11 protein-coding genes are annotated in these 10,641 nt (G+C 72.4%); 1 reads left to right on the top strand and 10 read right to left on the bottom strand.

The window, feature by feature from the left end; all coding sequences use genetic code 11:
* Nucleotides 1–306: 306 nt before the first annotated feature.
* The 7 genes from RM555_RS27845 to RM555_RS27815 form a co-directional block, all read right to left on the bottom strand.
* Complete coding sequence (locus RM555_RS27845) at nucleotides 307–642, bottom strand: hypothetical protein (protein ID WP_311414497.1); 336 nt, start codon at nucleotides 640–642, stop codon at nucleotides 307–309.
* A 55-nt stretch (nucleotides 643–697) separates the two neighbouring features.
* Nucleotides 698–1,345 carry a transcriptional regulator gene (locus RM555_RS27840; RefSeq protein WP_311414496.1) on the bottom strand — a complete coding sequence of 216 codons (648 nt, stop codon included), beginning with the start codon at nucleotides 1,343–1,345 and terminating at the stop codon, nucleotides 698–700.
* A gap of 76 nt (nucleotides 1,346–1,421) precedes the next feature.
* Nucleotides 1,422–2,438: a branched-chain amino acid ABC transporter permease gene (locus RM555_RS27835; RefSeq protein WP_311414495.1), complete on the bottom strand. Its 1,017-nt coding sequence runs from the start codon at nucleotides 2,436–2,438 to the stop codon at nucleotides 1,422–1,424.
* Nucleotides 2,435–3,316, bottom strand: coding sequence for a branched-chain amino acid ABC transporter permease (locus RM555_RS27830; RefSeq protein ID WP_311414494.1), 882 nt, complete (start codon nucleotides 3,314–3,316; stop codon nucleotides 2,435–2,437). Before RM555_RS27830 ends, RM555_RS27835 begins: the two co-directional genes overlap by 4 nt.
* A 7-nt stretch (nucleotides 3,317–3,323) precedes the next feature.
* The gene (locus RM555_RS27825; protein ID WP_311414493.1) at nucleotides 3,324–4,583 is read right to left on the bottom strand and encodes an ABC transporter substrate-binding protein; all 1,260 of its coding nucleotides are present in this window, start codon (nucleotides 4,581–4,583) and stop codon (nucleotides 3,324–3,326) included.
* Nucleotides 4,584–4,623: 40 nt separating this feature from the next.
* The gene (locus RM555_RS27820) at nucleotides 4,624–5,316 is read right to left on the bottom strand and encodes an ABC transporter ATP-binding protein (protein WP_151455606.1); all 693 of its coding nucleotides are present in this window, start codon (nucleotides 5,314–5,316) and stop codon (nucleotides 4,624–4,626) included.
* The gene (locus tag RM555_RS27815; RefSeq protein ID WP_311414492.1) at nucleotides 5,303–6,064 is read right to left on the bottom strand and encodes an ABC transporter ATP-binding protein; all 762 of its coding nucleotides are present in this window, start codon (nucleotides 6,062–6,064) and stop codon (nucleotides 5,303–5,305) included. The genes RM555_RS27820 and RM555_RS27815 overlap by 14 nt, the downstream gene beginning before the upstream one ends.
* A gap of 309 nt (nucleotides 6,065–6,373) precedes the next feature.
* On the opposite strand from RM555_RS27815, the gene RM555_RS27810 reads away from it, so the two are divergent.
* Nucleotides 6,374–7,234 carry an SPFH domain-containing protein gene (locus RM555_RS27810; RefSeq protein WP_311414491.1) on the top strand — a complete coding sequence of 287 codons (861 nt, stop codon included), beginning with the start codon at nucleotides 6,374–6,376 and terminating at the stop codon, nucleotides 7,232–7,234.
* Between the two features lie 41 nt (nucleotides 7,235–7,275).
* On the opposite strand, the gene RM555_RS27805 is transcribed toward RM555_RS27810, so the two are convergent.
* The 3 genes from RM555_RS27805 to RM555_RS27795 form a co-directional block, all read right to left on the bottom strand.
* Nucleotides 7,276–8,313 carry an aminotransferase class V-fold PLP-dependent enzyme gene (locus tag RM555_RS27805; RefSeq protein WP_311414490.1) on the bottom strand — a complete coding sequence of 346 codons (1,038 nt, stop codon included), beginning with the start codon at nucleotides 8,311–8,313 and terminating at the stop codon, nucleotides 7,276–7,278.
* Between the two features lie 71 nt (nucleotides 8,314–8,384).
* Nucleotides 8,385–9,308, bottom strand: a complete 924-nt coding sequence (locus RM555_RS27800; protein WP_311414489.1) for a hypothetical protein — start codon at nucleotides 9,306–9,308, stop codon at nucleotides 8,385–8,387.
* Nucleotides 9,309–9,337: 29 nt separating this feature from the next.
* Nucleotides 9,338–10,579, bottom strand: a complete 1,242-nt coding sequence (locus RM555_RS27795; protein ID WP_311414488.1) for an RNA polymerase sigma factor — start codon at nucleotides 10,577–10,579, stop codon at nucleotides 9,338–9,340.
* Nucleotides 10,580–10,641 lie beyond the last annotated feature (62 nt).

The following is a 10,641-nucleotide window of genomic DNA, read 5'->3' as shown; positions in this document are numbered from 1 at the left end:
GGATGGCAGGACATGCCCCTGACCAAGGCCGCCCAGACCGTGCAGGTGTCGGCCTACCCCGACCACTACGCCCAGTGGGAGCAGCAGGCCGCCGACCTCGTCACCGAGCACTGGAACAGCTGACACAGACTTTCCACCACAAGGGGGATCGCTGGCCGGCACCCGAACACGGGGTGCCGGCCAGCGGCACGTCCACCGTCGGCCATCCCGCGAGGACTCGACGTCAGGTTCCTGGCGGACGGCGGCCGAAGCCGACGGGCTGGTGGGCAGCCGGAGGCGAGCGGGTGGGCAGCCGGAGCGGACGCTCTACCCTTCGTCAGGGGCGGACGGCTGGCTGAGCCCGTAGATCTGGTTGAGGTCGAGTACGTGGTGCCCGGCCACCGATGCCGTCCGAAGGTCGAGCACGAGCGCCAGGAACACGTTCGGGGTGTCGCAGGCGATGAGGACGTGCTGATGCGTCCCGTCCGGCATCTGCCACACGTGGGTGACTTCCTCGTTGCTGAAGTCGTGCCCACCGAGGTCCTCGCGGGGGATGGCGTCGAAGTAGGGCCAGAAGTCGAACGGAGCAGACTCATCGACGTTCACCGGCGTCGGTGGTGTGCCGATCGTGGCGGTGAACTCCTCGGCGGTAAGTAGTCGCACGGGCTGATGGTGCCTGGTCCGTCGGCGGGGACGTGGTGTCGCCCCCACGCCCCCGTCAGGGCAGGAGCGGCACTGGCGGTGACGGCGGCGCGGCGCAGGCGGTGACGGCGGCGGGCAGCGTGGACAGTCGGGTCGCCGGCGCGGCGAGCGGCTCGATCCAGCCCGGGCCGGCGCCGTACACCCGGATCGCCGGGAAGTCGCGGGCGAAGCGCACCAGGCGGTACGCGCGCCCGGTGACCGGCGTCTGCGCCCAGACCACGACGATGCGCGGGCGGACCCGACGGGCGGCGCTGGCGAGCGCCGTCCACGGCAGTGCCGGCCCGAGCAGCAGGCTGCCCCGGAACCGCTCGCGCAGCGCGGCGGCCAGCGCGTGCAGGCCGAGGCAGTGCGTCTCCTGCTCCGCGCCGGCCAGCAGCACGCCGCCGGTGGGCAGGGGACGGCCCGGTACGCGCCGGAACACGTCCAGGCCGACGCGGACGCCCTCGGCGAGGGCGTGCTCGACGGCGACCTCGATGGCGGTGTGCCCGGGCAGTGCGGCCAGCATCGGCACGCAGACCTGTTCCCACAGCGCCGCCGCGCCCCATTCGTCGGCCACCTCGACGACGAGCGCGGCGACCCGGTTGGCGTCGAGGTCCTCGGCGGCCAGCGACAACCGCTTTCGCGCGGTCTCGACGGCCCCGACCGGCATGGGATCTGTCAGCACCAGACGTACCCCCGGGTAGACGTTCACTACCCGGGGGTTCGTCGGGAGGGCCGCGGATGGATGCGCCCGGGTGCGACTACCGGCGGCGGGACGCCGCCCAGCGCGTCGCCAGGGCGGCGGCGCTGCCCCAGATGCCGCGCCGGAACACCAGGACGACGAGGACGAAGATCCCGCCGGTGACCAGGCCGATCGCCTCGAACCCGGAGAACGACAGCCAGTCCTCCAGGCGGACCAGGATGCCCGCGCCGAGCACCCCGCCCCAGAGTGTGCCGATGCCGCCGAGCACCACCACGATGACCGCCTTGCCGGAGGTGGTCCAGTGCAGCACGTCGAGGGAGACGAAGCGGTGGCCGACGGCGAACAGCCCGCCACCGAGCCCGGCGATGAAGCCCGACAGCACGAACGCGGTCAGCTTGTAGCGGTGCACGGGGTAGCCGAGCGCGCGGGCGCGGGCCGGGTTGTCGCGGATGCCGACCAGCACCCGCCCGAAGGGCGAGTGCACGATCCGCCAGGCGGCGGCCAGCCCGAGCAGCACGATCGGCAGGATCGCGTAGTAGAAGTAGTAGTCGTCGGTCAGGTCCAGCCCGAACAGCTCGCGGGGCACGCCCTGCAGGCCGTTCTCGCCTCGGGTGACCGAGCGCCACTCGTTGGCGACGTAGTAGACCATCTGCGCGAACGCCAGGGTGACCATGGCGAAGTAGATGCCCGTCCGCTTCACCGCCAGGTAGCCGATCGGCACCGCGAGCACGGCCGCCGCGAGCGCCCCGGCCAGCACGGCCGCCGGGAACGGCAGGCCGAGGTGGATGGCCGTCAACCCGGTGACGTACGCGGAGGCGCCCCAGAAGGCCGCGTGTCCGAAGGACATCAGCCCGGTGAAGCCGAGCAGCAGGTCCACGGCGACGGCGAACAACGCCCAGCAGAGGATGTCCACCGCCACCGCCGGATAGAGCCCGTTGGGCAGCCAGAACGCCACCAGCAGCCCGACGGCGAGCAGCGCGTACCGGACCCAGCCGGGGGCCCGGGTCACGGCGACCAGCCCGGACCTCGGCGCCGGGCGACCGGCGTCGGTCCCGGTGTCGACGGTGCTCGTCATGCCGGTGCCTCCTCACGGCCGAACAGCCCGGCCGGGCGCCAGAGCAGCACGGCGGCCATCACGATGAAGACGATCGTCTGCGACACGATCGGGAAGTCGGACAGGTACGCCTCGCCCCACGCCTGCACCAGGCCGATGCCGAAGCCGGCGGCGACGGACCCGAAGATCGAGCCCAGCCCGCCGATCACCACCACCGCGAAGACCACGATGATCAGGTCGGCGCCCATCAGCGGGTTCACGGCCCGCATCGGCGCGGCCAGCACCCCGGCCAGCCCGGCGAGGCCGATGCCGAAGCCGAAGACCGGGGTGACCCAGCGCCCGACGTCGATGCCGAACGCCCGGGTCAGCTCGGGCCGCTCGGTCGACGCCCGGACCACCATGCCGATCCGGGTGCGGGTGAGCACCCACCAGACGCCGGCGCAGACGGCGAGCGCGAAGCCGAGGATGAAGACGCGATAGGTGGGGAAGTCGAAGAGTCCGAAGTCGACCGATCCGCTGAGCGCGGACGGGGTCTCGTACGGGCTGGACTGCACGCCGTAGCGGAGCTTCACCAGGTCCTGGAGGATGAGCGTCAGGCCGAAGGTGAGCAGGAAGTTGTAGAGCGGGTCGAGCCGGGTGAGCCGGTGGATGAAGGCCCGCTCCAGGGCCATGCCGACCAGGGCCAGCCCCACCGGCATGATCACCAACGCCGCCCAGAACGGCACGCCCGCCTCGGTGAGCAGCACGTACGCGCCGAAGGCGCCCAGCATGTAGAACGCCCCGTGGGCGAAGTTGACCACCCGCAGCATGCCGAAGATGACGGCGAGCCCGAGGGCGAGCAGGGCGTAGAACGCCCCGCTCACCAACCCGTTGAACGTGTTCTGCAAGAAGCTGGTCATGCCCTGGTCACATCTTGCAGTCCGCCGACGGGGCGCGGAACGCCTCGGCGGCGGGGATGGTCTTGAGAACCTTGACGTAGTCCCACGGCTCACTGACCTCGGACTGCGGCTTCACCTGGGCGAGGTAGGCGTCGTGGATGACCCGGTGGTCCTCGGCGCGGAACTTGCCGTTGCGCAGGAAGACGTCGTTGACCTCCTTGCCCTCCAACTCCTTGACGATCGCGTCGGCGTCGTCGGTGCCGGCGGCCTGCGCGGCCTCCAGGTACTGCATCGCGGCGGAGTAGTTGGCCGCGTGCGCGAAGGACGGCCGGGTGCCGGTCTCCTTCTGGAACCGGTCGGCGAACTCGCGGTTCTGCTGGTCGGAGTTCCAGTACCAGGCGTCGGTGTAGGTGGTACCGGCGAGCGCGGCCGGGGTGAGCGAGTGGATGTCGGTGATGAACATCAGGCCGACCGCCAGCCCGACGCCCTTGTCACGCAGCTTGAACTCGTTGTACTGCTTGACCACGTTGACCAGCTCCGCGCCGGCCTGCATGGTGCCGAGCACCTGCGGCTTCGGGTTGAGCGTCGGCGCCTTGAGCAGGAAGGTGGAGAAGTCGCCGCTGGTGTTCGGGAACGGCGCCCCGTCCTTGCCGACGACCTGCCCGCCGGCGGCGGTGATGGCGGTGGTGAAGCTCTTCTCCATGTCCTGGCCGAAGGCGTAGTTCGGGTAGAGGATGTACCAGTTCCTGCCGACCTGCTCGGTGGTGACCTTGCCCGTTCCGTTGGCCAGCATGTAGGTGTCGTACGCGTAGTGGAACGTGTACTTGTTGCAGCTCTTGCCGGTCAGGTCGGTGGTCGCGGCGCCGATGTTGAAGTAGAGCTTCCTCTTCTCCTTCGCCACGTCGGCCACCCGCAGCGCCGCCGACGAGGTGGGCACGTCGAGGATCAGGTCGACGCCCTGGCGGTCGTACATCTCCTGGGCCTTGGTGTTGGCGATGTCCGGCTTGTTCTGGTGGTCGGCGGTCTCCACGGTGATGTCCTTCGTCACCGCCTTGTCGCCGTGCTTCGCCTTGAAGTCGGCGATGGCCATCTCCACGGCCTTGACCGAGTTCTTGCCCGACAGTTCGGAGTACGCGCCGGACTGGTCGTTCAGCACGCCCAGCACGATCTTGCCGCCGGTCAGCTTCTGGTCCCCGCCCGCCTGGGGACCACCGCCGCCGCAGCCGGCGACCAGCACCATCGCCGCCGCCGAAGCGGCGGCCACACCCACCGTCCTACGCATGCCCATCCCTCCATCCCGCGCGCCGCGCGGGTCGTCGAATCGGAATTCAGATGCCGAGGTACGACAGCAGCTCCCGTTCCCGGGAGCGCACCTCGGAGTTGTCCATCGCCTCCACGACGCGTCCCTCGGCCAGCAGGTAGTGCCGGTCGGCGACGCCGGTGGCGAAGTGCAGGTTCTGTTCGACCAGCAGCACGGTCACCCCGTGCCGCTTGGCCTCGCGCAGGAGGTCGCCGACCTGCTGCACGAGCAGCGGCGAGAGCCCCTCGGTCGGTTCGTCGCAGAGCAGCAGCCGGGCGCCCATCCGCAGCACCCGGGCCAGCGCGAGCATCTGCTGCTCGCCGCCGGAGAGCATGGTGGCGGCCGAGTCCCGCCGCTGGTGCAGGGCGGGGAACGCCTCGTACACGCGCTCCAGCGACCACGGGTCGGGCCCGACGGTCGGCGGCAGGGTGAGGTTCTCCGTCACGCTCAGCGTGGCGTAGCTGCCCCGGTCGTCGGGGACCCAGCCGAGCCCCAACCGCGCCCGCCGGTACGCGGCCAGCCTCCCGACGTCCCGCCCGTCCAGCTCGATCCGGCCGCGCTGGCCGGCGTGCAGGCCCATCACGCAGCGCAGCAGGGTGGACTTGCCGGCGCCGTTGCGCCCGACGAGGGTGACCACCTCGCCGGCGGCGACGTCCAGGCTGACCTCCCGCAGCACCTGCGCCTCGCCGTACCAGGCGGACAGGTTCTCAATGCGCAGCATCGGCGGCTCCCAGGTAGGCGGTGATCACGCGCTCGTCGGCGCGCACCTGCTCGTACGGGCCCTCGACGAGGACCTTGCCGGCCTGCAGGACGGTGACGGTGTCGGCGAGCCGCCCGACCACGCTCATGTTGTGCTCGACCAGCACCACCGTCCGGCCCCGCCGGACCCGCGCGACCAGTTCGACGGTGCGGTCGACGTCCTCCAGGCCCATTCCGGCGGTCGGCTCGTCGAGCAGCAGCACCTTCGGGTCCAGGGCGAGGGCGATGGCCAGCTCCAGCGCCCGCTTGCGCCCGTACGCCAGCGCCTCGGCGGGGGCCTCGGACAGCTCGGCCAGCCCGACCATGTCGAGCAGTTCGCCGGCCCGGTCGGTGTAGCGGCGCATCAGCTTCGCCGAGCGCCAGAACCGCCAGCCCAGCCCGCTCGGGCTCTGCAACGCCAGCTCGACGTGCTCCCGCGCGGAGAGCTGCGGGAAGAGGCTGGTGATCTGGAACGACCGGGCCACGCCGAGCCGGGCGACCCGCTCGGGGGGCAGCCCGGTGACGTCGCGGCCGGCCAGCTCGATACGCCCGCCGCTGGGCCGCAGGAAGCCGGTGAGCAGGTTGAACAGGGTGGTCTTCCCGGCGCCGTTGGGGCCGACGAGCGCGTGGACGCTGTCCGCCGCGATGTCGAGGTCGACCCCGTCGACCGCCCGGAAACCCCGGAAGTCACGGGTCAGCCCGCGGGCCGACAGGAGCGCTTGCCCGGCCATCGCCTACTCCTTCGTAGGTCCGGCGACGGCCTGATCGGTGACCGGGGTCACATGGCCGTCGTGTGCTGGAAACCTACGGCGGTGCCGGATGTCGAACTATGTCGATGGCAGCCACATTCCGGGACGCCGGACCGTGCGGGAACTCCACCCCGCCGCCCGGCCACCCCGCCCGTCGGCATCGACGGCGGTGACTGTGGAGTCACGGCGTACCACGTCATGTGGGCGCGCCACGGTCGCGCCCCACCTGCGTTTCGCCTTGACCGGTGCCCCTAGGGTGATGGCCCCCTCCCGCGAAAGGTGCCGAGCGAAATGCCCTTCGGCTTCACTGTTGCGATCATCTTCGCCGTCGGCCTGGCGATCTCCGGCCTGCTGGCGCTCGCCGCCTCGAAGACGTCGACGAAGGGGACCGCCACCCTGGCCGCGGTCGCCTGCCTCGTCGGCGCGGTCGTGTTCACGATCGGCTCCAGCGCCCACTCCGTGCCGATCCGTTCGGTCGGCATCGTCACCAGCTTCGGCAAGCCGACGGGGAAGGTCACCGGCTCCGGCCTGAAGTGGGTGGCACCGTGGCAGAAGGTCGGCGAGTGGGACGCCGGCCGGCAGAAGTACGACCACATCGGCGGCGACCACTGCGTGCGGGTCCGCACCGGCACCCTCGCCGACGCCTGCGTCGAGGTGCTCGTCGAGTGGCAGGTCAAGCCGGAGAACGCGCCCAAGCAGTTCATGGACTACAAGGGCGACTTCGACAGCTTCCGGGGCCAGCGGGTGGGCGTGCAGCTCGACAGCGCCGTCAACGACGCCTTCGCCACCTACAACCCGCTGGAGAAGATCGACTCGAACACCGGCAGCCTGAACGTGGACCTGAAGCCCTTCGCCGAGAGCATCAAGACCAGCGCCGAGGCGCGGCTCTCCAGCGACGTCGACATCCTGTCGGTGACGATCACCCGGGTCAACCACGACGACAAGACCGAGGGCAACATCAAGGCCTTCCAGGACAAGCTCGCCCAGACCCGCAACCTGGAGCAGGACCGGAAGAACGCCGCCATCCAGAAGCAGATCACCGAGACCAACGCGAAGGTCGACAAGGTGTCGCGGTGCCTGGAGATCGCCGAACGCAACGGCAGCAACCCCGGCCTCTGCATCAACCCCGGGATCGTCACCGGCGCCAAGTGACGGCCGGCCGGCGTCGACCCGCCCCTGGCCGCGTCCCGGCTTCAGCCGGTGAGCGCGTCCAGGGCGAGGTCGACGTCGGCCTCGGTGGAGTAGACGTGGAAGGACGCCCGCACCCGGCCGGCACGGACCGCCGCCCGGACGCCGGCCCGCTCCAGCCGCTCCGCCGCGCCCGGCACCTCCACCGCGACGATCGCGCTCTCCCCCGGCGGCCGGCCCAGCCCGGCGAGGAAGCGGTTGGCCAGGGCGACGTCGTGCGCGTGCACGGCCGGCACGCCGATCTCGGCGAGCAGTTCCAGTGCGGGGGCCGTGCCGACCCAGCTGAACCACGCCGGCGAGATGTCGAACCGGCGCGCGTCGCCGGCCAGGCGCAGCGGCGGGCCGTAGTAGGAGGCGTGCGGGTCGTCCCCCGCGTACCAGCCGGCGGCGTCGGGGCGCAGCCGCTCCCGCAGCGCGGGCGCCAGGTAGGCGAACGCGGAGCCGCGCGGGGCCATCAGCCACTTGTACGCGCCGACCGCGACCAGGTCGGCGAGGCTCGCGTCGAACGGCAGCCAGCCGCACGCCTGGGTGGCGTCGACCGCGACGAACGCGCCGTGCGCCCGGGCCGCCGCGACCACCTCGGCGTACGGGGCGATCGCGCCGTCGGCCGACTGCACCAGACTGAACGCCACCAGGTCGGTGTCGGCGTCGATCGCGTCGACGAGCCCGGCCAGCGGCACGGTGCGCACCCGCACGCCCCGCTCGACCTGCACCAGCCACGGGAAGAGGTTGGAGGTGAACTCGACCTCCGGCACCACGACGGTCGCGCCGGCGGGCAGGGCGGCGGCGACCGGGGCCAGCAGCTGCGAGACCGTGCTGCCGACCGCGACGTCGGCGACCGGCACCCCGACCAGGCCGGCGAAGGCGGCCCGCGACCGCTCGGTGGCCTGGCCCCAGCCCTCCCACGACGTGCGCCCGGCCCGCCAGTCGGTCAACGCCTCCTGCACCGCGTCCCACACCGGATCGGGCGGGAGCCCGTAGCTGGCGGTGTTCAGCCAACCCGGCTGCGGCTGCCACAACTTCTGCGCCTGTGCGATATCCACCCCACCGACGCTAGCCACCCGCGCCGCGTACCGGGACGGCCAATCCCGCGCTCGCGGCCCCGGGTGCCGCCTCAGGTCGCCGCGCGCAGGGCGCGCAGACCGCGTCGCACCTCGTCGAGCCCCCGGTCGAGGTCCCAGGCGGCGATCTCGTGCAGCGGGTGCCGCTCGCGCAGGAGCCGGACCAGTTCCAGGCCGACGAGGTAGCCGCAGCGGCGCGGCAGGTCGCCCCGGTGGGCGCTGTCGCGCATGAGGAACCAGGCGGCGTACCGGTCGAGGTCGGTGGCGTCCACGTCGGCGGCGATCCGGTGCAGGATCTCCGGCCAGCGGCGCCGGCAGTCGGCGAGCCACCGCCGGTGGGTGGCGCCCATCCAGAGGTACTCGTCGTCCGGTCGTCGCGGGTCCAGCTCGGCCGTCACCTGGGTGGCCAGCCCCTCGGTGAGCAGCGCGTGGGCGACCCCGTGCTCCGGCCAGTGCCGGATGCGGGCCAGCCGGTCGTGCACCACGTGCGCCACCTCGTGCCGGACCAGCAGCTCGTCGTGCTCCGGCTCGCCGAGCCGCTCGACGGCGAGGAACAGGGCGAAGCGGCCCCGGAACTCGTCGGCCCAGCCGTTGGCCTGCTCCAGCCCGACCAGCAGGACGCAGTCGAGCGGTTCCCCGTCGCCGGGCCAGCCCATCGCCCGGCCCACCCCGGCGACGGTGGCGGGCAGCAGCGCGGCCAGCCGCTCCGCGCGCGCGGCGAACACCGCCTCCCGCCCGTGCAGCCGCTCCAGGGCACCTTCGAGGTCGTCCACTCCGGACCAGTCGCCCTGGCGGTCCAGCGCCGCGTAGAGGTCGCGGTGGGGTGCCAGGTAGTGCGTCCGCCACAGCTGCGCCCACCGCTGCCGGGGGACGTGCGCGGCGCGGCTCGCGTACGCCAGGAAGTCCGGCACCAGGTCGCGGACCCGTAGCGGGCTCGCGACGGCCTCCCCGGCGGGCACGGTCATGCCCGCGATCATGCCGCATCCGTCGCGGACCCGCTCGATCGTCAGTCGAGGCGGTCGGCGCGGTGGAGCAGGTACCGCCGCTCGACCTGGTTCTCCGTCAGGGTGGCCGCCTCGCGGTACCGCGTCGCCGCGCCCTGCGCGTCGCCGATCATCTCGAGCAGGTGGGCGCGCACCGCGCGTTCCCGTTGCCGGGTCAGCGGTTCCCGGTCGAGACCGAAGCGCCGGTTGAGGTCGTCGAGCAGGGCCAGCCCCCGGGCCGGCCCGTACGCCCGGGCCACCGCGACCACCCGGCTCAGCCGTACCGGCGCGGTGGGGTGCAGTCGTTCGAGCCACAGGTAGAGTGCCGCGATCTGCGGCCAGTCGGTGTTCTCCGGCGACCCGGCGCCGGCGTGCACGGCCGCGATCGCCGCCTGCAACTGGTAGGGGCCCACCTCACGCCGGTGCCAGACGCTGTCGATCAGCGCGGTGCCCTCCCGGATGAGGTCGGGGTTCCACCGGGTCCGGTCCTGCTCGTCCAGCGGCACCAGCTCGTCGTCACGGCCGGTGCGGGCGGCGCGCCGCGACTCGGTGAGCAGCATCAGCGCGAGCAGGCCGGCGACCTCGGCGTCGTCAGGCAGGCTGGCGTGCAGCATCCGGGCCAGCCGGATCGCCTCGCGGGTCAGGTCCACGCGGGCGAGTTCGGCCCCGGCGGAGGCCGTGTATCCCTCGTTGAAGATCAGGTAGAGAACCCGCGTCACCGCGGTCACCCGGTCGTGCCGGTCGGCGTCGGTCGGCGGGGTGAAGCGGGCGCCGGCACGGGCCAGTTGCTGTTTGGCGCGGCTGATCCGGGTACCCATGGTGGCTTCGGTCGTCCCGTGGGCGTGCGCGATCTCGGCGGTCGTCAGACCCCCCACCGCGCGCAGCGTGAGCGCCACCTGGGAGGTGCTGCTCAGCGCCGGATGGCAGCAGAGCAGCAGCAGGGTGAGGCTGTCGTCGGTCTCCGGCGGAGGGGAGGCCAGCCGGGCGGGTTCCCGCATGGCCAGTTCGGCTGTTCCGGCTTCCCGCTCGCGTCGGCGCCGGGCCCCCTCGGAGCGGAGCAGGTCGACCATCCGCCGGTAGCCGATCCGGATCAGCCAGCTGCGCGGGTTCTCCGGCACGCCGTCGACCGGCCACGCCCGGCTCGCGGCGAGCAGTGCCTCCTGCACCGCGTCCTCGGCGACGTCGAAGTGCCCAAAGCGCCGCACCAGCGCGCCGAGCACCTGCGGCGCCTCGGTACGCAGCAGGTGCTCGACGTCCGTGGGCATGCCGGCGTCCCCCTTCGTACCCGCGCCCGGGCCTGCGCCCGCAATGGGTGCGGGCCGGCGCG

This window comes from Micromonospora reichwaldensis, from assembly GCF_031845925.1.
Taxonomy (GTDB): domain Bacteria; phylum Actinomycetota; class Actinomycetes; order Mycobacteriales; family Micromonosporaceae; genus Micromonospora; species Micromonospora reichwaldensis.
Note: the sequence above shows the minus strand (reverse complement) of the source record. Positions and strands in the feature narration are given on the sequence as shown.

Coding starts and splice junctions, on each gene's coding strand:
- RM555_RS27835 (WP_311414495.1), bottom strand. CDS start 2,438: ATGACGAGCACCGTCGACACCGGGACCGACGCCGGTCGCCCGGCGCCG.
- RM555_RS27830 (WP_311414494.1), bottom strand. CDS start 3,316: ATGACCAGCTTCTTGCAGAACACGTTCAACGGGTTGGTGAGCGGGGCG.
- RM555_RS27825 (WP_311414493.1), bottom strand. CDS start 4,583: ATGGGCATGCGTAGGACGGTGGGTGTGGCCGCCGCTTCGGCGGCGGCG.
- RM555_RS27820 (WP_151455606.1), bottom strand. CDS start 5,316: ATGCTGCGCATTGAGAACCTGTCCGCCTGGTACGGCGAGGCGCAGGTG.
- RM555_RS27815 (WP_311414492.1), bottom strand. CDS start 6,064: ATGGCCGGGCAAGCGCTCCTGTCGGCCCGCGGGCTGACCCGTGACTTC.
- RM555_RS27810 (WP_311414491.1), top strand. CDS start 6,374: ATGCCCTTCGGCTTCACTGTTGCGATCATCTTCGCCGTCGGCCTGGCG.
- RM555_RS27800 (WP_311414489.1), bottom strand. CDS start 9,308: ATGATCGCGGGCATGACCGTGCCCGCCGGGGAGGCCGTCGCGAGCCCG.
- RM555_RS27795 (WP_311414488.1), bottom strand. CDS start 10,579: ATGCCCACGGACGTCGAGCACCTGCTGCGTACCGAGGCGCCGCAGGTG.